General features: G+C 60.1%; 20 protein-coding genes. 8 read left to right on the forward strand and 12 right to left on the reverse strand.

The window, feature by feature from the left end; translation table 11 throughout:
* Positions 1-26 precede the first annotated feature (26 nt).
* From ACFWW2_RS09705 to mdoH, 3 genes are read left to right on the forward strand one after another with little or no spacing between them, the layout of a single operon-like run.
* Entirely contained in the window at positions 27-1,226 is a 1,200-nt protein-coding gene (locus tag ACFWW2_RS09705) for an OpgC family protein (protein WP_393927823.1), read from the forward strand.
* Positions 1,223-2,725 carry a glucan biosynthesis protein gene (locus ACFWW2_RS09710; RefSeq protein ID WP_393927824.1) on the forward strand — a complete coding sequence of 501 codons (1,503 nt, stop codon included), beginning with the start codon at positions 1,223-1,225 and terminating at the stop codon, positions 2,723-2,725. The genes ACFWW2_RS09705 and ACFWW2_RS09710 overlap by 4 nt, the downstream gene beginning before the upstream one ends.
* Positions 2,722-4,596 carry a glucans biosynthesis glucosyltransferase MdoH gene (mdoH, locus tag ACFWW2_RS09715; protein ID WP_393927825.1) on the forward strand — a complete coding sequence of 625 codons (1,875 nt, stop codon included), beginning with the start codon at positions 2,722-2,724 and terminating at the stop codon, positions 4,594-4,596. Before ACFWW2_RS09710 ends, mdoH begins: the two co-directional genes overlap by 4 nt.
* Positions 4,597-4,604: 8 nt before the next feature.
* Here mdoH and ACFWW2_RS09720 read toward each other — a convergent pair whose 3' ends face one another.
* Positions 4,605-5,069 carry a rhodanese-like domain-containing protein gene (locus tag ACFWW2_RS09720; protein ID WP_393927826.1) on the reverse strand — a complete coding sequence of 155 codons (465 nt, stop codon included), beginning with the start codon at positions 5,067-5,069 and terminating at the stop codon, positions 4,605-4,607.
* Positions 5,070-5,289: 220 nt separating this feature from the next.
* On the opposite strand from ACFWW2_RS09720, the gene ACFWW2_RS09725 reads away from it, so the two are divergent.
* Complete coding sequence (locus ACFWW2_RS09725; protein ID WP_393927827.1) at positions 5,290-7,086, forward strand: IlvD/Edd family dehydratase; 1,797 nt, start codon at positions 5,290-5,292, stop codon at positions 7,084-7,086.
* A 12-nt stretch (positions 7,087-7,098) separates the two neighbouring features.
* Here ACFWW2_RS09725 and ACFWW2_RS09730 read toward each other — a convergent pair whose 3' ends face one another.
* From ACFWW2_RS09730 to ACFWW2_RS09770, 9 genes are all read right to left on the reverse strand, one after another.
* Positions 7,099-7,503, reverse strand: a complete 405-nt coding sequence (locus tag ACFWW2_RS09730) for a RidA family protein (protein ID WP_393927828.1) — start codon at positions 7,501-7,503, stop codon at positions 7,099-7,101.
* Positions 7,500-7,904, reverse strand: a complete 405-nt coding sequence (locus tag ACFWW2_RS09735; RefSeq protein ID WP_393927829.1) for an acyl-CoA thioesterase — start codon at positions 7,902-7,904, stop codon at positions 7,500-7,502. Before ACFWW2_RS09735 ends, ACFWW2_RS09730 begins: the two co-directional genes overlap by 4 nt.
* A 4-nt stretch (positions 7,905-7,908) precedes the next feature.
* Positions 7,909-9,525 (reverse strand): AMP-binding protein, encoded by a 1,617-nt coding sequence (locus ACFWW2_RS09740; RefSeq protein WP_393927830.1) that lies wholly within the window; start codon positions 9,523-9,525, stop codon positions 7,909-7,911.
* A gap of 13 nt (positions 9,526-9,538) precedes the next feature.
* Complete coding sequence (locus tag ACFWW2_RS09745; protein ID WP_393927831.1) at positions 9,539-10,690, reverse strand: acyl-CoA dehydrogenase family protein; 1,152 nt, start codon at positions 10,688-10,690, stop codon at positions 9,539-9,541.
* Complete coding sequence (locus tag ACFWW2_RS09750) at positions 10,690-11,490, reverse strand: enoyl-CoA hydratase family protein (protein ID WP_393927832.1); 801 nt, start codon at positions 11,488-11,490, stop codon at positions 10,690-10,692. The genes ACFWW2_RS09745 and ACFWW2_RS09750 overlap by 1 nt, the downstream gene beginning before the upstream one ends.
* A 2-nt stretch (positions 11,491-11,492) precedes the next feature.
* Positions 11,493-11,966 carry a MarR family winged helix-turn-helix transcriptional regulator gene (locus ACFWW2_RS09755; protein WP_393927833.1) on the reverse strand — a complete coding sequence of 158 codons (474 nt, stop codon included), beginning with the start codon at positions 11,964-11,966 and terminating at the stop codon, positions 11,493-11,495.
* The gene (locus ACFWW2_RS09760) at positions 11,966-12,697 is read right to left on the reverse strand and encodes an SDR family NAD(P)-dependent oxidoreductase (RefSeq protein ID WP_393927834.1); all 732 of its coding nucleotides are present in this window, start codon (positions 12,695-12,697) and stop codon (positions 11,966-11,968) included. Before ACFWW2_RS09760 ends, ACFWW2_RS09755 begins: the two co-directional genes overlap by 1 nt.
* Complete coding sequence (locus ACFWW2_RS09765) at positions 12,694-14,988, reverse strand: bifunctional salicylyl-CoA 5-hydroxylase/oxidoreductase (protein ID WP_393927835.1); 2,295 nt, start codon at positions 14,986-14,988, stop codon at positions 12,694-12,696. Before ACFWW2_RS09765 ends, ACFWW2_RS09760 begins: the two co-directional genes overlap by 4 nt.
* A gap of 97 nt (positions 14,989-15,085) precedes the next feature.
* The gene (locus ACFWW2_RS09770) at positions 15,086-15,844 is read right to left on the reverse strand and encodes an ABC transporter permease (RefSeq protein WP_393927836.1); all 759 of its coding nucleotides are present in this window, start codon (positions 15,842-15,844) and stop codon (positions 15,086-15,088) included.
* 104 nt (positions 15,845-15,948) lie between these two features.
* Here ACFWW2_RS09770 and ACFWW2_RS09775 point away from each other — a divergent pair, with 104 nt between their 5' ends.
* Together ACFWW2_RS09775 and ACFWW2_RS09780 are read left to right on the forward strand one after the other, a co-directional pair.
* Positions 15,949-18,051: a 4Fe-4S binding protein gene (locus ACFWW2_RS09775; protein WP_393927837.1), complete on the forward strand. Its 2,103-nt coding sequence runs from the start codon at positions 15,949-15,951 to the stop codon at positions 18,049-18,051.
* Positions 18,048-18,923 carry an FAD:protein FMN transferase gene (locus ACFWW2_RS09780; protein ID WP_393927838.1) on the forward strand — a complete coding sequence of 292 codons (876 nt, stop codon included), beginning with the start codon at positions 18,048-18,050 and terminating at the stop codon, positions 18,921-18,923. The genes ACFWW2_RS09775 and ACFWW2_RS09780 overlap by 4 nt, the downstream gene beginning before the upstream one ends.
* 4 nt (positions 18,924-18,927) lie before the next feature.
* Here the strand turns inward: ACFWW2_RS09780 and ACFWW2_RS09785 are convergent, their stop codons facing one another.
* Positions 18,928-19,818 carry a substrate-binding periplasmic protein gene (locus tag ACFWW2_RS09785; RefSeq protein ID WP_393927839.1) on the reverse strand — a complete coding sequence of 297 codons (891 nt, stop codon included), beginning with the start codon at positions 19,816-19,818 and terminating at the stop codon, positions 18,928-18,930.
* Positions 19,819-19,833: 15 nt separating this feature from the next.
* Entirely contained in the window at positions 19,834-20,532 is a 699-nt protein-coding gene (gene pedF / locus ACFWW2_RS09790) for a cytochrome c-550 PedF (RefSeq protein WP_393927840.1), read from the reverse strand.
* Between the two features lie 148 nt (positions 20,533-20,680).
* Between pedF and ACFWW2_RS09795 the strand changes: the two genes are divergently transcribed.
* Both ACFWW2_RS09795 and ACFWW2_RS09800 read left to right on the forward strand, forming a co-directional pair.
* Complete coding sequence (locus ACFWW2_RS09795) at positions 20,681-21,847, forward strand: ABC transporter substrate-binding protein (RefSeq protein ID WP_393927841.1); 1,167 nt, start codon at positions 20,681-20,683, stop codon at positions 21,845-21,847.
* Entirely contained in the window at positions 21,844-22,806 is a 963-nt protein-coding gene (locus tag ACFWW2_RS09800) for a YVTN family beta-propeller repeat protein (RefSeq protein ID WP_393927842.1), read from the forward strand. Before ACFWW2_RS09795 ends, ACFWW2_RS09800 begins: the two co-directional genes overlap by 4 nt.
* Positions 22,807-22,809: the final 3 nt, after the last annotated feature.

Raw genomic sequence — 22,809 nt, forward strand, 5'->3', positions numbered from 1 at the left:
TTGGTAGAGTTGAAAAGACGTCACATATGACTGCATCTGGCGCGCTTCCCACACAGACCATCCGCGATCCGCGACTTGATTTCTATCGCGGGTTGGCGATGTTCATTATCCTGATGGCGCATACGCCGGGCAATTGGTGGAACCAGTGGATTCCGGCCCGGTTTGGCCTGTCGGATGCCGCCGAAATCTTTGTTTTCTGTTCGGGCATGGCATCTGCCGTTGCCTTTGGTCGCACATATCAGCGACGCGGCTGGGTTTTGGGCACAGCGCGCATCGGATTTCGCGTCTGGCAGATTTACTGGGCCCATATTGCCACGTTTCTGCTGACCGCCATGGCGCTCGCTGCATTCGATACCTATGGCAATTTTGACAAATCCTATATCGGTTCGCTGAACCTGGGGCGGTTCTTTAACGAGACACCCGAGCAGTTGGCGGGTCTGTTCACGCTGACCTATGTGCCGAACTTCTTCGATATTTTGCCCATGTATATGATGATCCTGCTGATGGTTCCCATTGTCATGGCTTTGGCCAAAATCAATCTGTGGCTGGTGGCCGCGTTTGTGAGCGTCGTATGGTTTCTGGGTCAGGGCGCACTGCTGGACTGGCTTGGCATCGGCTGGCTGCAGATCAGTTTACTTGCCGAACCCTGGTCGGATCGTGAGTGGTTTTTCAACCCCTTCACCTGGCAGCTTATCTTCTTTACCGGTTTCGCCCTGATGAGCGGCTGGATCCCGGCTCCGCCCATCAATCTGTGGATGATTGTTCTGGTGGCTGCCGTTCTGATTAGTGGTTTCATGGTCTCAACCGTGGCTGTGCGTGAACTGGGCTTTGACTGGGTGAACCCGTGGCGCGCCGAGAACCGGATGTGGATTTCAAAGACCGATGAAGGTGTGCTGCGCTACATTCACTTTCTGGCGGTGGCCTATTTCGGCTGGGCGATTGCCGGCCCGCAGGGCCGCAATATCGTGGCGACAGGAACGTCGATCCTGGCCAGATTGTGGCGCGGGATCGTGACCTTGATCACCAAGGTTGGGCAGCAATCGCTGGCTGTATTCCTGACAACGGTCGTGTTGTCGCGCCTTCTGGGTTTCGTGATTGATCAGACGGGCCGTGACCCGCTGCCGATTGCGATGGTCAATGTCGCGGGCTTTGCGATCATCCTTGCAACGGCCTATGCCGCAGCCTGGTTCAAGGGCCAGCCTTGGAGAGGAGCGGCCAAAGCATGATGGATCGCCGTACAGTTCTGGCCCTGATGGCCGCTGCGACATTGCCTGTGGGACCCGCGCGCGCGCAGCAGACGCAAGCCTTTTCGCGTGATTGGTTGATCCAGCATGCCCTACAGAAATCGCAGGAAAACTATATCGCCCGCCCCCTGATCCCGGAGGGTTGGCGCACGTTGGATTATGATCTGTTCCAGCATATCTGGTTCAACGAGAAAAAAGCGATCTGGAACGGTACGGACCGTCCGCTGAAGCTGGACCTGTTCACGGCTGGGCTATACGTTGAGCGCCCCACTACCATACATCTGGTCGAGGATGGTGAGGCGCGTGCCCTGCCCTATGATCTTTCGCTTTTTGATACGACGGCCGATTTTCCCGATCTGCCGGTTGATGACACGATGGGCTACGCGGGCCTGCGGATGCGGGCGGAACTCAAGCAGTCGGGCATTTTTGAGGAATTTGTGGTCTTTCAAGGGGCAAGCTATTTCCGCGCCATCGGAAACGGTCAGACCTATGGGATCTCGGCCCGTGGTCTCGCCTTGCGCACGGCTGATCCAGCGGGTGAGGAGTTTCCCGATTTCACCGATTTTTGGGTGGAGGCACCGGAACCGGGTACGACGTCATTCGTGGTTCACGCCTTGCTCGACAGCCCATCGGTGACGGGGGCCTATCAGTTCATCATCACCCATGGTGACACGACCCGGATGCAGGTAGCCGCCACGCTGTTCCCCCGCGTTGATTTGACCCATGTGGGCCTAGGTGCGCTGACCTCGATGTTCCTGTTTGATGAAACCAATCGCCATCGCTTTGACGACTTTCGCCCGGCGGTTCATGACAGCGAAGGCCTGCTGATCGTCAATGGTAACGGAGAGCGTATCTGGCGCCCATTGGCGAACCCCAAGAACGTTGAGATCAGTGCATTTATTGACAAGGATCCGCAGGGTTTCGGCCTGATGCAGCGGGACCGCGACCCCGAAAGCTATGCCGATCTTGAGGCGCATTACGAGGCGCGCCCCTCACTCTGGATCACGCCGGGTGATAGCTGGGGGGAAGGCGCCGTCGAGCTGATCGAGATCCCGGCTGATCGCGAGATTTACGACAATATCGTTGCCTATTGGCGCCCCCGCACCCCGATGATTGCAGGCGAGCGTCAGGATTTCGCCTACCAGATGGAATGGGGCAGCGACCCTGATGGGCTGCCCGATGTGGCCCGGGTTATCAACACCCGCGTGGGCAAGGGGTTTGACCAGATCAAGACGGTGTTTGCCATCGACTTTGCACCCCATCCTGACCTTGAGGGGCCCTTCGATGACTTGACCGTCATCTTGCGTGGTTCAGCAGGCGAGGTGTCGCCGCCGGTGCTGCAGCACAACCCGGGAACGGGTGGCTTACGCGTCAATTTCAGCATTCTGCCCGGTGATGCGAAGCTGGTCGAGCTGCGGGCACAAATCCTCAAGGACGGGCAGCGATTGACAGAAGTGTGGTTGTATCGATGGACGGCATGACGCGCACCCATATGATGCCGCCAGAGGTTCCGCTGGCGCGCCCGATCCAGATGCTGAACAGGCCGCACCGCGATCTATCGGCACCCGGTGCCATGGACCGCCGCGCCACGCGCTGGTGGCGTGTGTTGGCCTTCGGTCCGGCTGTTCTGATCACCGGCATCGTCGTGTCGATGATCGTGGACTGGTTTGCGATGGCGGGGCTTTACCCGCTTGAATATGCCATCATCGGGCTGATCACTGTCACCTTTTTCTGGATCGCCCTGTCGCTGTCGACCACGCTTGTGGGGATCAGCAGCCTGTTTCTGGGCCATGCCCGGCAGACCGTGCAAACGCCACTGCCATCGCAGAAGGTGGCGCTGTTGGTGCCGGTTTATAATGAGGTTCCAGCGGATGTATTTGGCAATGCCGCTGCCATGATGCTGGCGCTGGCCGAAAATGGCGGTGCGCATGATTATGCGCTGTTCATCCTGTCGGACACCCAGAATGCCGCTGCGGCAGAGGTCGAGGAACGTGCATTTTTTAACCTACGATCACGCCTTCCGGCGGGCACGCAGGTCTATTATCGCCGCAGGGCTGTGAATACCGACCGCAAGGTTGGCAATCTGGCGGATTGGGTGGAACGCTGGGGTGGCTGCTATCAGGCGATGCTTGTGCTGGATGCCGACAGCCTGATGAGTGGCGATGCCATCGTCGCCCTGACGGATGCGTTGGCAGCTGATCCCGCCGCCGGTCTGATCCAGTCTTTCCCCACGATCTTCGGTGCGCGCACTGTTTTTGCCCGTGTCCAGCAGTTCTCAAACCGGGTCTATGGCGCGCCTCTGGCAGAGGGGCTGAGCCGCTGGACCGATCAGGAAGGCAACTACTGGGGACACAATGCGATTATTCGCACCCGCGCCTTTGCATCCTGTGCTGGCCTGCCCCGGATGCGATCAAGGCGCGGCGAGGGCGAACTGATCCTGAGCCATGATTTTGTTGAGGCTGGCCTGCTGCGCCGCGCCGGTTGGGCGGTGCGGTTTCTGCCGCGTGTCCAGGGCAGCTACGAAGAGGTGCCCGCCACGCTGATTGACTACATCTTGCGGGATCGCCGCTGGTGTCAGGGTAATCTGCAGCATCTGAGTCTGCTGTCCTCCCGCGGGTTTCACGCCATGTCGCGGTTTCATCTGGTCAGCGGGGCCATGGGATATCTGATGTCGCCCGCTTGGTTCACCCTGCTGATCATCTGGGCCCTTGTCGGGAACGGCGAACAGGACAATGTGGTCAAGTATTTCAGCGGGTTTGATGCGCAGGTGAACTGGCCGTCGATGACCACCGGCAACAGCCTGATGATCCTGGCTTTCATGTATGCGATGTTGTTGGCCCCCAAGGTGCTTGGTGCTGGCGTCATTCACAAGGCCGGGTTGCGGTTGAGCGACCTTGGCGGGTTCTGGCAGTTTCTGACATCGCTGTCGCTGGAGATCGTCCTGTCCATCGCTTACGCCCCGGTTTTGATGGTGCAGCAGACCAAGGCGGTGGTGATGAAATTCCTCGGGCAGCGTCAAAGCTGGCTGCCGCAGAACCGGCGTGGCGGTCATTATGCTTTGGGCACAATGGCCAAGTTTCATTGGTTCGAGACTGTGCTGGGGTTCGGTGCGCTTTTCGGGATGTCGCAAGGGTTGGTGACTTTGTGGCTTTTGCCCATCGCACTGAGCTTGGCCGGGGCGATCCCCCTGTCAGCGCTCAGCGGTGTGGACCTGTCGGCCCGCCGCTGGTCGGCCCGCCATATGGGCACGCCAGAGGGCTTGAATGCGCCCCCGATCATTCGCCGCGCCATGGTTGAGCGTCGCCATGCCGCGCGGGCATTGGAAGCCTCAAGCCATATTGCTGCAGAGTAGGGCTGGGCTTAGTTGTCCGTCACAACCGGCAAGCCCCGGGCAAGCCATCCCGGACCGGCGGCTGACCCAAGCATCCCTTCCGGCACGTCGATGATTTGGGTGAACCCTGCTTCGGTCAGCCGATTGGCAAGCCGCGAGGAGCGCACGCCGCGCGCGCAGATCAGGGCAATCGGCGCATCCCGGTTGCCACCTGTCAGCTTTGCCAATTCGTCGGCAAAATCAGCGCGGCGCAGATCAAGCCGGTGCGCGCCCTCTCCGCTTCCTGTTGCGGACCATTCGTCGGGCCGCCGGATATCGATCAGGGTGATGTCGCCTGCCAATGTGGCGGCGTGTGCTTCTGGCGCTGACAGTGTGCCACCTTGGACCTGTTGTGCCAGCAGGCTGTAAAACAGATTTGGATTTGCGATACCTGCAACCGTCACGGCGCCTATGGCCAAGCCGCCGCCGATGATTATCCGTCGCGAAACGCGCATTGGTGGGTCCGCTCCTGATCGGTTGACGCATCTGTGCTGCCAATCTCATCACAGGGTCAGTATCGGAGCAATACACGTTGGCTTGATATTTCCCGTCGGAGCGGTTGGGTATACCGCACCGCTGGCGTATCTTTATGTTGAAAGACAGATCATCCCTTGCCAAAGCGCGCCTTTTGGTATGATCAACGCAATGTCACCGCTTGCATGAGAGGATCCGCCATTGTCCAGAATTCGCCCCGAAGACCTGCGTTCTCGTCAGTGGTTTAATAATCCCGATAATCCGGAAATGACCGCACTGTATCTGGAGCGGTATCTGAATTACGGCCTGACCCGGGAAGAGTTGCAGTCCGGCAAGCCGATCATCGCCATTGCTCAGACCGGGAGCGATCTGAGTCCCTGCAACCGTCATCACATTGAACTGGCCAAGCGGGTGCGCGACGGGATTATTGCTGCAGGCGGTGTACCGCTGGAAATGCCAGTGCATCCTATTCAGGAGACAGGCAAGCGCCCGACCGCAAGTCTGGATCGCAATCTGGCTTACCTGGGGCTGGTTGAAACGCTGTTTGGCTATCCGGTTGACGGCGTGGTCCTTACAATTGGTTGTGACAAGACGACACCCGCCCTTTTGATGGCGGCAGCGACGGTCAACATCCCGGCCATCGCCCTGTCAGTCGGTCCCATGCTGAATGGCTGGTTTGAAGGTGAACGGGCCGGGTCGGGCACCGTGATCTGGAAGGCCCGTGAAAGACTGGCAGCCGGCGAGATCACCGATGCCCAGTTCATGGAAATCGCTGCCGCCTCTGCCCCGTCCGTGGGCTATTGCAACACCATGGGCACCGCCACGACGATGAATTCGCTGGCCGAGGGGTTGGGGATGCAATTGCCGTATGCTGCCGCCATTCCGGCCCCCTACCGGGAACGGGGGCAGATCAGCTATGAAACCGGAAAGCGCATTGTCGATATGGTGTGGGAGGATCTGCGCCCATCCGACATTATGACCCGCGCCGCGTTTGAAAATGCGATTGTGATCAATTCTGCCCTTGGCGGATCGACCAATGCGCCGATCCATCTCAATGCAGTTGCCCGCCATCTGGGTGTGCCGCTCGACAATGACGATTGGCAAAAGCTGGGGCATGACATCCCGCTCTTGGTCAATCTGCAACCCGCTGGCAAATATCTGGGCGAGGATTTTCACCGGGCAGGCGGGGTTCCCGCCGTGGTGAACGCGCTGCTGGTGGCGGACCTGCTGCCGCACCCGGATGCCATCACGGCCAATGGGAAGGGCATGGGCGAGAACTGCGCCACCACCGGTTCGACAAATGACGATGTGATCAAATCCGTTGCTGATCCGCTGAAAGTTGCCGCCGGTTTCATCAACCTCAAGGGTAATCTGTTCGACAGTGCGATCATGAAAACCAGTGTGATCAGCCCGGCCTTTCGCAAGACCTATCTGTCCAACCCGGACGATCCGGAGGCCTTTGAAGGCCGCGCTGTCGTTTTTGACGGGCCAGAGGACTATCATCACCGCATTGATGACCCGGCTGAGAGTATCGACGAAAACTGTATTCTGGTGATGCGCGGCGCCGGACCCAAGGGGTATCCCGGTGCTGCCGAGGTTGTGAATATGCGCGCCCCGTCATACCTGTTGAAACAGGGTGTTCAGGCCCTGCCCTGCATCGGCGACGGACGGCAATCGGGCACCTCGGGGTCGCCATCAATCCTGAACGCCTCACCCGAGGCTGCGGATAATGGCGGGCTGGCGGTGCTGCAAACTGGCGACATGGTGCGCATCGACCTGAAGGCCTGCACCGCGAATATCCTGATTTCTGACACCGAATTGCAGGCGCGCAAGGAGGCGTTGATGGCCGCTGGCGGATATCCAATCCCTGCCAGCCAATCACCGTGGCAGCAGTATTTCCGGGGCATGGTCCAGCCACTCAGCGAGGGCATGACCCTACAGGATGCGCCTGACTACAAGGATATTGCCCGCAAACATATGCCGCGCGACAATCACTAGGCGCTGTCGGACTTATCGGTTGTGCGGGATGTGGGCTGTCGCCTCGATCTCAAGCAAGGCGTCATCTTCGATCAGTCCGGCGACGACCAGCATCGACATCGCCGGGAAATGGCGGCCCAGCACCCGGCGATACACCTCGCCCACCTCGCGCTGGCGCTGCAGGTATTCTGTCTTGTCGATGACGAACCAAGTCAGGCGCGTGATATCCTCGGTCCGGCCGCCAGCTTTCTCGACGACGGCCACGATATTGCGCAGCGCCTGTTCCATTTGCCCGATGAAGTCATGCGACTGAAACACCTGATCCGCGCCCCAGCCGATCTGACCGCCGATATAGAGCGTCCCGTCCGGCGCCAGGACACCGTTGGCATAGCCCTTGGCCGGAGCCCATCCGTCCGGCTGAATGATCTGGTTTGTCATGGCGTGCTCCGAAGATAGGGGGTGAAGGCCGCGCGCATGTCGTCAGGCCAGTTTTGCGGGCGGCCCTTCGGGCCGACATGGACGAGGGTCGAACGCGCCACAAAGCGCCGCTCATCGCCCGCCTGCCCGATACATTCAAGGCCAAGACTGGTTTTACCGATCCGTGTGACGGTCAGCGCCAGATCAAGGTGGTCGCCATGGCGGCTGGGCGCGGTAAAGCGGGTTTCGATCTGCGCGGTGGGCACGGCGGCCTGCGGGTGCAGTTGTTCGAACGGAAATCCGACCCGGTCGAAAAACGCCTCGATACAATCATTGATGATCTCGAAATAGCGCGGGTAGAACACGATCCCGGCAGGGTCGCAGTGTTTGAACAGGATCTTCTGGGGAAATGTGAAATCCAACCGATCACCCCTTTGGTTTCAGCAGATAGCGTTGGATCTTGCCTGTCGCCGTCTTGGGCAGTGATGCGACAAAACGGATGTCGCGCGGATATTTGTAAGGCGCGATGGTGGCCTTCACATGGTCCTGCAGCATCTTCGCTGTGTCTGCGCTGGCGTCGCCTTCAGCCAGAACCACATGGGCCTGCACGACCATCCCACGCTCTTCATCCGGCACGCCGATCACCGCGCATTCCGCCACCGCAGGGTGGGACAGCAGCGCCGCCTCGACCTCTGGCCCGGCGATGTTGTAGCCGGACGACACGATCATGTCGTCATTGCGCGCGGCGAAATGCAGATAGCCGTCATCGTCCATGACAAAGGCATCGCCGGTCACGTTCCAGCCGTCGATCACATAATCGATCTGCCGGGGGTCCTTTAGATAACGGCAGCCGGTGGGGCCGCGCACCGCGAGGCGACCCACCTGCCCGACGGGCAGTTCCACGCCGTCTGTATCGATGACCTTGGCCTCGTATCCGGTCACAACGCGACCCGTACACGCGGGCCGGTGATCATCGAAGCGGTTGGAGATGAAGATATGCAGCATTTCGGTCGCCCCAATCCCGTCCAGCAGCGGCTTGCCTGTCTTGGCGATCCAGTTGGCATAGACCGGCGCGGGCAGCGTTTCACCGGCGGACACCGCCGCGCGCAGACTGCTGAGGTCGGCGCCTTCTTCCATGGCGGCAAGCATGGCGCGGTAGGCTGTCGGCGCGGTGAAGCAGATCGTTGCTTTGTATTTCTGGATGATCTCGATCATGTTGGGCGGTGACGCGTTTTCCAAAAGCGTGGCCGTCGCCCCGAACCGCAGGGGGAACAGCGCCAGACCACCCAGCCCGAAGGTGAAGGCCAGCGGCGGCGAGCCCACAAAAACATCATCAGGCGTAACGCCCAACACCTCTTTCGCGTAGCCGTCAGCGATGATCATCAGATCACGATGGAAATGCATCGTCGCCTTGGGCGACCCCGTCGTGCCCGAAGTGAAGCCGAGAAGCGCCACATCGTCACGCCCAGTTTTTGCGGCCTCGAACCTGACCGGTTTTTCCAGTGCGAGTCGGTCAAGATCGGCATCGTGATTGGATGTCCCGTCAAAGCCGGTGACGTGCCGCAGGTATCGGCTGTCCGCCGCACAGGCCGCCATTTCGTCCATCAGCCGCGTATCGCAGAGCGCATGGCTGATCTCGGCCTTGTCGATGATCTGGCCCAGTTCTGCAGCGCGCAGCATCGGCATGGTGTTCACCACGACCGCCCCGGCCTTGGTCGCGGCCAGCCAGCAGGCCACCATGGCCGGGTTGTTGGCCGAGCGGATCAGCACACGGTTGCCGGGCTGCACGCCCAGATCCTCGACCAGCACATGGGCCAGCCGGTTGGTCCAGTCGGCAAGTTCCTTGTAGGTGCGTCTGCGGCCGTTTCCGATCAGCGCGGTGTGATCGCCGAACCCTTTGGCGACCATGGCGTCCGTCAGTTCGACCGCCGCATTCAGCTGTTTGGGATAGTCAAATCCGTCCAGCAGGAAGTCCGGCCATTGATCCAGGGGCGGCAGGTTGTCGCGTGTAAAGGTATCTGTGTGGATGCTGGCTGTTAACATCGCTGCACCTCCGTCATTGCCCCATGGTCTGGCGGGCGATGATCACCCGCTGCACATCCGACGCGCCTTCGTAAATCCGCAGCGCCCTGATTTCGCGGTAGAGTCTTTCCACCGTCTCGCCCGACCGCACCCCATCGCCGCCATGCAATTGCACGGCCCGGTCGATCACCTTTTGCGCCTGATCGGTGGCAAAGAGTTTGGCCATCGCCGCCTCGCGCGTGATCCTTGGCGCACCGCTATCCTTGGCCCAGGCCGCCCGGTAGATCAATAGTGCACTGGCGTCGATATCGACGGCCATGTCGGCGATATGACCCTGCACCATCTGCAGATCGGACAAGGGTGCACCGCCGATATGTCTGGTTTTGATCCGCGACAGTGCCTCGTCCAATGCCCGCCGTGCAAAGCCAAGGGCCGCAGCCCCTACACTGGGCCGAAACACATCCAGCACCGACATCGCGATCTTGAAGCCTGCACCACTGGCCCCGATCATGGCATCGCGCGGCACCCGGCAATCGGTGAAGCGCAACGTGGCCAGCGGGTGCGGCGCGATTGTGTCGATCCGGGCCGCGATGTCAAAGCCGGGAACTCCGGCGGGCACGATGAAGGCGGACAGTCCCCGCGCGCCCGGTGCATCGCCTGTCCGTGCGAAGACGGTGTAGACATCCGCAATCCCGCCATTGCTGATCCATGTCTTTTCACCGTTCAGCACATAGCTGTCGCCGTCTGGTGTGGCGGTCATGGTGGAATTGGCAACATCCGATCCCGATTGCGGTTCGGTCAGGGCGAAGGCGGAAATCACCTTGCCCGCGCGGACCTTTGGGAGCCATTCTTGCTGCTGCGTCGGGCTGCCGAACAGCGATATGGCCCCGGTGCCAAGCCCCTGCATTGCAAAGGCGAAATCGGCCAGGCCATCGTGCCGGGCGAGCGTTTCCCGGATCAGGCACAGGGTGCGGACATCCAGCGTACCGGTCCCGTCCGGGTCACTCGCGGCATGGTGCAACCAGCCGCCGTCACCCAGGGCCGCAACCAGCGCCTGGCAGGCTGCGTCGGTGTCGCTGTGGTCAATGCCGACCAGATTGTCCGCGCACCAGACGTCCAGTCGGTTGGCGAGGTCCCGGTGCCGATCATCGAAAAAGGGCCAGTCAAGAAAGGATCGGTCTGCCATCAATCACCCTCGAATATCGGTTTTTCCTTGGCGACGAATGCGTCATAGGCGCGCTTGAAATCGGCCGTTTGCATGCAGATCGCCTGCGCTTGCGCCTCCGCCTCGATTGCCTGTTCGATGGACATCGACCACTCCTGCGCCAGCATGGTCTTGGTCATCATATGCCCGAAGTTCGGTCCGGCGGTAAGGCGGGCGGCAAGTGCTGCGGCCTCCTGATCCAGCGTATCAGCCGCCACAACCTTGTTGTAGAATCCCCATGCACGGCCTTCTTCGGCGGTCATGGATCGCCCGGTATAAAGCAATTCCGCCGCACGGCCCTGTCCGATGATCCGCGGCAGGATCGCACAGGCTCCCATGTCGCAGCCTGCCAGCCCGACACGGGTGAACAGAAACGCTGTCTTCGCCTCCGACGTCGCAATCCGCAAGTCGGATGCCATGGCGATAATCGCGCCGGCCCCGACACAGACTCCGTCAATGGCCGCGATCACCGGTTTGCCGCAATTCACGATGGTCTTGACCAGATCGCCGGTCATCCGAGTGAAGGTCAACAGCTCCTTCATCGTCATCTTCGTCAGTGGGCCGATGATGTCATGCACGTCACCGCCAGAGCTGAAGTTGCCCCCGTTCGACGCAAAAATGACCGCCTGCACGTCATCGGCATAATGTAGATCGCGAAACCAGTCGCGCAGTTCGGCATAGCTTTCGAAGGTCAGGGGGTTCTTGCGTTCCGGCCGGTCAAGGGCGACGGTCGCGATCCCGTCCGCGATGTCACATTTGAAGTGCTGAACGTCGGTACGCATCGTCAATCCCTTCCGGTTTGCAGGCCATGTTGCAGATGTTCCAGCCGCTGGCCGATATCCTGCGCCTCTGACGCGGTGAAATCGCTGAACATCGCGTTCACCCAGGCCTCGTGCGCTGCAGCTTGCCTTGCAAACTCCTCCTGCCCGCGCCGGGTCAACCGCACGAGCGATGCACGGCGGTCGCCAGGAACGGCGATGCGGACCAGCAGGCCATCATCCGACAACCGGTCCACGATGCCTGTGACATTGCCGTTAGACACCCGCAGGACGCTGGAAAGCTCGCTCATCTTCAGGCCGTTCTCATAGCGTGACAGGGCCGCCATGACATCGAAGCGGGGCAGTGTCGTGCCGAACTCCGCGCGGAAATTCTCGCGCAATGTCGTCTCTATCCCGCGGCTGGCTTTGAGCAGGCGTAGCCACAGCCGCAGCCGTTCTTTCGATGGTGTGCTGTCAGCGGATGCTGCGCGTTCGGCCATCAGATTTCCCCGCCAGAGATGCTGAGCGCGTGACCGTTGACCGACCGCGCTGCATCGGAACAGAGCCACAGCACGGTTTCGGCAACTTCGTCGGTCTGGATAAACCGGCGCTGCGGGTTGCCTTTTGTGAGGGATTTGGCGGCGTCTTCTTCGGTCATGCCGGTCTTGCTGACGATGTTTGCAATGGACCGGTCCAGCATCGGTGTTTCGATGAAACCCGGGCAGATCGCGTTGACTGTGATCCCGGTGGCCGCCAGTTCGATGGCCAAGGCGCGTGTCAGGCCGACAACGGCATGCTTGGCGGCGCAATAGCCGGATACGTAGGGGTATCCTTTCAGCCCGGCGGTGGAGGCGATGGCGATCATCCGGCCGGCACCTGCGGCTTTCATATCCGGAAGCGCCTCTTGCCAGACGTTGAAGACGCCGGTCAGGTTCACGTCCAGCATCGCGGTCAGATCGTCGGGCGTCATCTTGGCGAACGGTACGCTGTGTGCGGCACCGGCATTGGCGACGATCACGTCTATTGGGCCATTATCAGCCCTTGCCGCATCAAATGCCCGTTTCACCGCATCGCGATCTGTCACATCGCAAATCTGGTACGGCAGGTCTTGCGATTGCAGCGGTTTTTCCGACCGGCCCATGACCGTGACAGTGTAGCCCGCCTTCGCCAAGCGTTGGGCGATGTCTGCTCCTACCCCTGTGCCGCCGCCTGTGACAATCGCATGGGTCATACCTTGTCCGCCATTTCTGCATCACGGTCGGCCAGCCGCCACGCCTGATCGCGCCCCGCCTCGTAAGGGCGCGGCCAGTTTTCCTGCCGGTCGCCCAGTTGTGTCGCTGCGTGCAGTGTCCAGTAGGGATCGGCCAGATGGGGCCGTGCGAGGCACACCAGATCGGCCCGGCCCGCCATCAGGATCGAATTGACGTGATCCGCCTCGTAGATATTGCCCACGGCCATCGTCCTGATCCCCGCTTCGTTCCGGATACGGTCGGAAAACGGGGTCTGGAACATGCGGCCATAGACCGGTTCGGCATCGGTTGAGGTTTGTCCGGCGGACACGTCAATGATATCGGCCCCCGCCCCGGCAAACATCTTGGCGATCATCACGGCATCATCGGGCGTAATACCGTCATCGCCGCACCAATCATTGGCGGAAATGCGTACTGACATAGGCTTGGCCGCAGGCCAGACTGCGCGCATCGCCTGAAACACCTCAAGCGGGTAGCGCATCCGGTTTTCGAGGCTTCCGCCGTATTCGTCCGAGCGGATGTTGGACAGCGGCGAGATGAAGGACGAGATCAGATAGCCATGTGCGGCGTGCAGTTCGATCATGTCAAAGCCTGCCCGGTCGGCCATTTGGGCGGACGCCACGAACTGAGCAGTGATCGCGTCCATATCGGCGCGATCCATCGCCTTTGGCGCCGCATTGTCTGCTGACCAGGGTATGTCGGAGGCCGAGAGCAACGGCCAGTTGCCATCGGCCAAAGGTTGATCCATCCCTTCCCAGCCGATACGTGTGGACCCCTTGCGCCCGGAATGGCCGATCTGGCAGCAGGTTTTGGCTTCTGTTTCGGTGTGGATGAACTGGTTTAGCCGCGCCCATGCGGCCTCATGCGCAGGATCATACAGACCGGGGCATCCAGGCGTGATGCGCCCCGTGGCCGACACACAGGTCATTTCGGTAAAGACGAGCCCCGCGCCGCCCTTCGCCCGTTCGCCGTAATGGATCAGATGCCAGTCGGTCGGGCAGCCATCGACGGCCTTGTATTGGGCCATGGGCGACACAACGATCCGGTTTTTCAATTCCATCTCGCGCAGTTTCAACGGCGCAAACATAGGCGGACGCGGCTGACCCTGAACCGTGGCACCCGCCTGTTCCATGAACCATCGTTCAGCCGAAGCCAGCCATGTCGGGTCCCGTTCCCGCAGGTTTTCATGGCTGATCCGCTGTGACCGGGTCAACATGGAATAATTCAGCTGGATCGGATCAAGGTCCAGGTAACACTCCACATCCTCGAACCATTCGACCGAATTGCGGGCCGCCGATTGCAGGCGCAGCACCTCAAGTCTCCGCCTTTCTTCGTACTCTGCAAAGGCCTGTGGGATGGAGGTCGCGGTTGTCAGGCTGTCGGCCAGCGCAATCGCGCTTTCCAGTGCCAGCTTGGTGCCAGACCCGATGGAGAAATGGGCCGTCGCCGCCGCATCGCCCAGAAGCACCACGTTCTTGTGGCTCCAGGTCTTGCACAGAACGCGGGGGAACCTGATCCAGGCGGAGCCGCGAATGTGATTGGCATTGGTCATCAGCCGGTGACCGCCAAGATAATCGCGAAAGATATCCTCGCAGATCGCGATGGTTTCCTGCTGGCTTTTCTCGCCAAAGCCGTAGGCGTCGAATGTGTCCTGACCGCATTCCACGATGAATGTCGCGGTCTGGTCATCGAACTGATAGGCGTGGACCCAAATCCAGCCTTTGTCGGTTTTCTCAAAAATGAAGGTGAACGCATCGTCGAATTTCTGATGCGTCCCCAGCCAGACAAACTGGCATTTGCGGACATCGATATCGGGCTCAAAAGCCTCCGCAAACTCCATTCGTGTTTTCGAATTCAGCCCGTCGCAGGCGACGACGACTTCAAAGTCATTCATGTAGTCGGATGCGGCGCCCACCTCTGTCTCAAACCGCAGATCAACGCCCAGCTCTGCAGCTCGTTTTTGCAGGATCAACAGCAGGCGTTTGCGCCCGATCCCGCAAAAGCCGTGGCCGCTGGACACCAGCCTTTGCCCCTGATGATGCAAGGCGATGTCATCCCAATACGCAAAATGCGTGCGGATTTCAGCGGCGCAGACGGGGTCATTGGCGGCAAGATTATCCAGCGTCTCATCCGACAGGACGACGCCCCAGCCAAAGGTATCATCTGGCTTATTCCGCTCGAACACGGTCAAGTCCGCGTCGGGCATCCGCAGCTTTGTCGAGATCGCAAAGTAGAGGCCCGCAGGACCGCCACCAAGGCATGCAATACGCATCCGATTGCCCTTTTTGCCGGGTATATTCAAGCAGGGTAAGCGGGGGCCTTCAAAATTTCAAGCATCAATATTTTATGTTTAAAATATAATCTGCCATCTAACGCCACTGCGTCGCTCGCCGTTCGACCGCGTTGATCAGCGTCCATTCGATGAGCAGGATGAACACCACAAAGCTGAGCGCATAGGCCATCACATAGCCGATCTCGAACAGTTGGAAGTAAAGGTGGATCTGAAAACCGACCCCGTCGCTGCGCCCCAGAAACTCGACCACCAGAACGATTTTCCAGATGATCGCCAGACCGTTGCGCATGCTGGAGGCGATGAAGGGCCAAAGTTGGGGCAGGACAACGTGGCGGAACCGGGCGCCCCAGCCCATCTGGAATGATCGCGCCATCTCGCTCAGCTTGGGGTCAAGGGCGTGGGTGCCTTCGCGTATTGTGACGGCGACCATGGCGGTCTTGTTCAAGGCGACAGCCGTGATTGCCGCCACTTCGTTCAGGCCGATCCAGAGGTAGCACAGGACGATCACCACCAGCGCGGGGATGTTCAGAAAGACGACCAGCCATGCCCCGAACCAACGGTTCAGCCCGTCATTCAGCCCCATCGCAATTCCAATGATCATGCCCAGCACCATCGCCAGCCCGAACGCTGCCGCGACGCGCAGGATCGTCGCGATCATGTGGCGGACCAATGCGCCGGATGCAGCCTCGGCCTGAATGATGTTCCAGACCTGCGACGGATTGGGCAATACAGTCGGGTCCGCCCGGAGCCATGCCAGAACCACCCAGAAACACACGAGACCGATCAGCGACAGGATCGCGATAACGAAGTTCATTTGTGGTTTCGTGGCCGTCATGCCGCCACCCTGTCACGAAATGGCGGCAGGCCCCAATGGCAAAATACGGGCTTCATACCTAAGTCGCATAGGACGCGCCGCGCGGCCCGCGTAGGATCACGATTATGCGTCTCGCCCATCTGCTGATCAGCTGTCTGTGGACACTCGCCCTTTTCATTGCCAGCGCTGTCGCAGCAGCGGCTGAACCCTTGGGTCGAGAGGTGCTGGAACCCTATATCGTCCCCCCGATGTCGCTGGGCGAACAACTGAATGATCAGGGCGTGTGGGAGCTGTTGAATTCAGGTGGCGCACATTCGGGATACGTGTTCGAGACAGAGCCGATGGCCCCCCTGCCCGGCTTTTCCGGTGCCTCCATCAACATGCTTGTGGTGCTTGATCTTGATGGCCGGTTTCTGGACGTCAAACTGATCTCTCACAACGAACCGATCTTCGTGTCCGGGCTGGGCGAGGCCCCGTTTCACAAGTTCTTTGAACAATATCGCGGGCATTCGATCTCGGACAGTCTGGTTGTGGGCAGCCCCTATGGCAGTGGCAGCGACGGGTCCGCTCTGGTCTATCTGGATGGGGTGACCAAGGCGACCGCATCGGTGCGGATCGCGCATGAGAGTATTCTGGCCGCAGCCCTGAAGGTCGCCCGGGAAAAGATGGGCGGCATCGCGTCGGGTCCCCCGGCTTATCCGAACCCCGACTACGTGGAGGATCTGACCTGGACGGATCTGGTCGATCAGGGACTGGTGACACGGACAACAGTCAGCAATGCCACCATCAACAAGGAATTCGCGGGAACGCTTTGGGCGCAAGACGATCCCGAAGCACAGGCCGACCCGGATGGCACCTATTTGGACCTGTGGATCGTCGATGTCGGCCCGCAATCCATTGCGCGGGCGGTTCTGTCACCCGGCAGTTATGAAGAGTTGCAGGATTTCATGGCGATCTCTGACACGGATGAACCTGTTTTGCTGATCGAGGCAGGGCGTCACGGGCTGATCACCGATGATTTCGTCCGTAACACATCGCCCGACCTGATCAGTGCCGAACAGGGTGGGTTCCCCATCGCGTTCCGAGACGCCGATATCTTTATACAGTTGCATCCTGACCTGCCCGAAGCGTTGCATGATGGCACCGCCCTGATCCTGCGGACCGACCGCAGGCTGGGCTTTGATCCCACGGCGGAATGGACGCTGAAGGTGAAGGCGATCCGCGAACATGGTGTGTTCCAGCCCGAAATCGGGTCGGTCACGATTGATACGACCCTTTCGACGGATGAACGGTTTTTCTCGCGTCCAGAGGTCATCAAGCCCCGCCCGGCATGGCTTGATGCCTTGTCGAACAGGTCGACCGATCTGATTGTTCTTGGCGTTTTCCTGACGGCACTGATCGCTGTTCTGGGCCTGCGCCTGAACCGATTGGCGGGGCATAGGTACTTCACCCCCATCCGCCTTGGCATTCTGGCCTTCATGACCGCTTTTATCGGTTGGTGGGGCCAGGGCCAGTTGTCCATTGCCACACCGCTGGCCGTCATCAGAACAGCGGCTGAGGGCGGCAGCTTTGCCTTTCTGCTTTACGATCCGTTTTCGCTGCTGATCTGGGCGGTCACAATCTTGGGGTTCGTCCTGTGGGGCCGGGGTTTGTTTTGCGGCTGGCTTTGCCCGTTTGGCGCGCTGCAGGAATTTGCCCATCACATTGGCCGTGCCCTGCGCCTGCCGCAGATCGAACCGTCCGATGCATGGGATGACCGCCTGAAATGGGTGAAATACATCGTGCTCGCCGGTCTGGTGGCGCTGATCTTTACCGCGCCCGCCCGTCTGGACAAGGCAATTGAGGTGGAGCCGTTCAAGACCGCCATCACCACATTCTTTATTCGTGAATGGTACTATGTCGCCTATGCTGTGGGCCTGTTGCTGCTGTCGATGGTGCTGTTCAAAGGGTTCTGCCGCTATATCTGCCCGCTGGGGGCAGTCATGGCGATTGGTGGGCTGGTCAGGGGCCGCGACTGGATCGCGCGGCGCGTGGAATGCGGGTCGCCCTGCCAGCTTTGCAAGGTGAAATGCGACTATAACGCGATCAAGAAGACAGGCGAGATCCAGTATTCGGAATGCTTCCAATGTCTGGATTGCGTCACGATTCACGACAGCGCCGACCAATGCGTTCCACTGATCCTTGCGGCCAAGCGCGGCCGGGTTTTGCAACAGGTGGCCGCCGAATGACCCTGACACGCCGCAGATTTCTGACCATCAGTGCGGCCATGGCGGCTGGCCCGGCCTGGGCGACCCCGCAGCGCTGGCAAGGCCGCGCCTTTGGTGCGGATGTCAGCCTGACGATCCGGGGGCCGCGCGATGACGCGATAGGGGCTATTGATGCCACCCGCCAGATCATTGCCCATGTCGAAGGCCTGTTCAGCCTGTACGATCCTGCCTCGGCCTTGTCGGAACTGAACCGAGTAGGCACGCTGCCACAGCCTGATCCTGATTTTCTGGCGCTGATGCAGGCGGCGGAGCATGGGCATCTTCTGACAGGCGGATTGTTCGATCCCACGATCCAGCCTTTATGGCGCGCCTTGGCGGACGGATCGGATCCTGCAGCAGCCAGCACTGCGATTGGTTGGGACCGGGTGCGCTTTGATGCTGCGGCGATCCAGTTGGAGCGGGGTCAGGCGCTGACCTTCAACGGGATCGCGCAGGGCTTTGCCACCGATCTGATCACCGCGCAGTTCCAGCGGCTGGAAATGACCGAAACGTTGGTGAATATCGGCGAATACCGGGCAATTGGCGGGCCATGGCGGCTGGCTGTCAGCGACCCTGTTCATGGAGAATTGGGGACGCGCACGATTGCGCAGGGTGCTATCGCGACATCAAGCCCGACAGCAATGTCGTTGGGCGCGCAGGCCCACATCCTGCATCCGCAGCACCGGGCGCGGTGGTCGACCGTATCGGTCGAGGCGGAAACTGCGACGCTGGCCGATTGTGTGTCGACGGCCCTTTGCCTTGCGCCACTGGACCAGATCGTTGCCATGCGCGCGGCGGATGGGATCGGGCGGATCACATTGGTGGATTTCGATGGCGACCTGACGACCCTGTAACCAATCAGCGCTCCGGGGCCTGAAAAGTCAGACCATAGCTTTCGTAGATTGCAGGGATGCGCCCATCCTGCAGAGCATAGTTGATCGCATCGTCGACGGCATAGGACAGCGGGCGATAGCGAAAGTTGACGGCAACGCCCAAGGTCCATTTGCTGACCGCGAACCCGGCAAGCGGCGGCTGGTGCACATCACTGCTGTCCGAAAGGCCAAATTCCAACTGCGACAGCGGGCCCATGGAGGCCATTACCTCACCATTACTCAGGGCATCCATGGCATCGGCCATGGTTGGAAAGTGGCGGATATTGCCCGCCAGTTGGCCACCGACAAAAGAGGTCAGGTAGAAGTCAGCGATAGAATCGTTTTCCACGCCAACGGTGTCATAGCGGAAATAGGCGGGGACCGGTTTTTCATCGGGATAGCTGGCCTTGTCATAGGCAATGGCGATGGATTCAGCGGCGTATTGGCCGGTGAACACCACCTGTTCAACCCGGCATTTGAACGCGCTGTCGTAAGGTACGCGCATCATCACATTTGACACGCGCCCGCCGATCACAGGCCCCTGCCAGATATTGTTGCGCAGGTCAGCCTCCAGGTTTTCACCTGCATCGACAAAGTTGAAACGCGCCTCGACCCCCAGATCTTCGGCGATGAGACGGGCAATCTCGATATCGACGCCGCGCGGCTGGCCGCCCTCCTCCCAGGAATAGGGCGGGAAGTCCTCGTAAACCGCAAACAGCATGTGGCCTTGGTCCTGGATCTGATCCAGTTCCTGCCCCACGATATCGCGGTCCACATTCTGAGGCCGCGCCTGCGGCGTGTAATCGGCGCAAGGGTCCTGGGCATGGGCCGCGCTGCCAAGAACCAGACCAAACGCGATCAGTAATGAACGTAGCAACAACTGGCGCACCCCTTACTGCGCTGCGGACAATCCAATCGTCAGCGTCTCGGCCGCGGCTTCATAGGCCTCGGGCGTGCCATCTATCAGCCGGGCGGCCCGAAACGCCACGCTGTCGGCCACCGGCGCACCCGATAGCGTCGGAATCTCGACAGCGATTTCGGTCAGGCGCGCCTTGAGCGCATCAGGGTCAGCACCATTGGTATCATCACCATATATGACCAGTTGATCGCGCATCGCCTTCAACTCGTCCGAGAAATCCTGCATCGCATGATCATCGGGCCGCGTTTCGATATAGGTACGAATGGCCCAAGCGGCATCCTGGCCCAGCAGATCACCAAATGCCGGCATCTTGGTCACACCATTCTGGGTATAGCCCGTGCGGAACCGCTCCATATACCATTCATCGCCATATTCCTCGGCCTCAAGGAAGCGTAGGTCAGGGGCCAAACCGCCGGAAATCACTTCAAGACCGTGACAGCGGGCGCAGTTCTGGTTGTAGCCGGAGGCACCGACCTGCACCGCCTTCAGCCAGACCTCTTCACCCACCGCTTCGACGCGGTATGGATTTTCCGTCAGCCATTCGTCGCCGGTTTCGGGCAACCCGGCGGTATCAACAGGCTGGGGGTTCACATCGCCATGTGCGCTGACCAATGTTGCCGTTGCTACGACTGCCGCAGCCACAAGGATTTCGCGTAAATTTGGTCTGTGCATCTGCTTAGCCTCCCAGCGGGTCATGTCCGATTTGGCTGATCTTAGGCAGGCCGCAGGGCCGGGCGATATAGGACCTTGGTTGTGTTTGGGCCCGACCAAGACCAAGGTCGTATACGGGCCACCCGACCGGTTTGTTAACTCTGAAACCATGGGGAGGCGTATTTTCCAATTCGCGCTGATCGGCACGTTGTGTGGGGCCATGGCGCATGCCGAGGTGACCCTGAATGTCGGCTATCTTTCGATCTATGAACCGCAGCCCCCGACCTTGTCCAACCTTGATCCCGAACCAGAGGATATCGGGGTTGCAGGGGCGCAGACTGGCCTCGATGACAATGCGACGACGGGCCGGTTTCTGGGCCATTCCTATGAACTGACCGTGGTTGTTGTCGGCGAAGACGAAGACCCGCTGCCAGCCGCTGCCGCATTGCTGGCGCAGACGCCATATCTGATCCTTGATGCGCCAACCGGGCAGCTGCTTGCCATTGCCGATTTGCCCGAAGCCGAAGATGCGATGCTGTTCAACACCTCATCCGGTGATCTGTCGCTGCGCGATGCGGCCTGCCGCGGCAACCTGCTGCACAGCCTGCCGTCTGACGCGATGCGGACCGATGCGCTGGCACAGATCTTTGTCCAGCGTCGCTGGGACGATCTGGTGATGATCGCAGGCACCCATCCGCAGGATCTGGCCTTTGCGGACAGTATGCGGCGCAGCCTGACCAAGTTCGGGCTGGATTTGTCGGGCGAGAAAACCTGGGCCTTTGACGCCGATATGCGCCGTGCCGCCGCACAAGAGGTGCCATTGTTCACACAAGAGCTTGGTGATTATGATGTGCTGATCGTCGCGGATGAATTACAGGATTTCGGGCGCTACATCCTTTATAATATGTGGCGGCCGCGCCCTGTTGCCGGCTCCGAAGGGTTGACTGCGGTCACATGGTCCCCGGTCATTGAACAATGGGGCGCCGCACAGTTGCAAAGCCGGTTTGAAGAGGCGCATCAACGCGACATGACCAGTCAGGATTACGCCGCCTGGGCCGCGATGCGCACATTGGGCGAGGCTGTGACGCGCACCAACAGCAGTGATCCAACCGTCTTGCGCGACTACATCCTGTCAGACGAATTTGAGCTGGCGGGCTTCAAGGGCCGCCCTCTGACCTATCGCGACTGGAACGGGCAGTTGCGCCAGCCCATCGCCATCGCCCATACCCGCGCGCTGGTCGCGCAAGCCCCGCTTGACGGATTCCTACACCAGACCAACGAATTAGACACGCTTGGGCTCGACCGCCCGGAAAGCACATGTGAGGCCTTTCAATGATCCGATCTGCAACCCTGATCTGTGGTTTGTTAGTATCCCCGGTTTGGGCTGGCGAAATCTGGGTGACCAATGAAAAGGACGACACGGTCTCGATCATCTCGACCGAGACGCTTGAGGTGATCCAGACCTATCCGACCGGCGAACGCCCGCGCGGTATCACGTTTTCCAAGGACTTCAGCCGCGTCTATATCTGCGCGTCCGACAGCGACGCGGTGCAGGTGATGGACCCCAACACCGGTGAAATCCTGCATGATCTGCCATCGGGCGAAGACCCCGAACAGTTCGTGCTGCACCCAAATGACCGCCATCTTTACATCGCCAACGAGGATGACGCGATCACCACCGTGGTGGACACCGAAACGCGGCGCGTCATCGCGCAGATTGATGTGGGGGTCGAGCCGGAGGGGATGGCCGTTTCGCCCGATGGCAAGATCGCCATCACCACGTCCGAGACGACCAATATGGCGCATTGGATCGACACCGAAACGCAGGAACTGTTCGCCAATACGTTGGTCGACAGCCGCCCACGTCATGCGGAGTTCGTCAAGGACGGCACGCAGCTTTGGGTCAGTGCCGAGATCGGGGGCACGATCACGATCTTTGATGTCGCCGACCAATCCGAGATCGGAAAGATCGATTTCGAGGTGCAGGGCGTTCATCCGGATCGTGTGCAGCCGGTGGGGTTCGAATTCACGGCGGATGAGAAAACCGCCTTTGTGGCACTTGGCCCGTCCAATCATGTGGCCGTGGTGAACGCCGATACGTTCGAGGTTGAGGACTATATCCTGGTGGGCCGCCGGGTCTGGCACATGGACTTCAATGGCGACAAGAGCTTGTTATTTACCACAAATGGGGTGTCGGGCGATGTGACCGTGATCGACGTGACCTCGCGTACTGCTTTGAAATCAATCAAGGTCGGGCGCTTCCCGTGGGGTGCGGCGTATCGCCCGACAGACTAGGAA

The sequence above is a fragment of the Yoonia sp. R2-816 genome (genome assembly GCF_046762905.1).
Lineage (GTDB): Bacteria > Pseudomonadota > Alphaproteobacteria > Rhodobacterales > Rhodobacteraceae > Yoonia.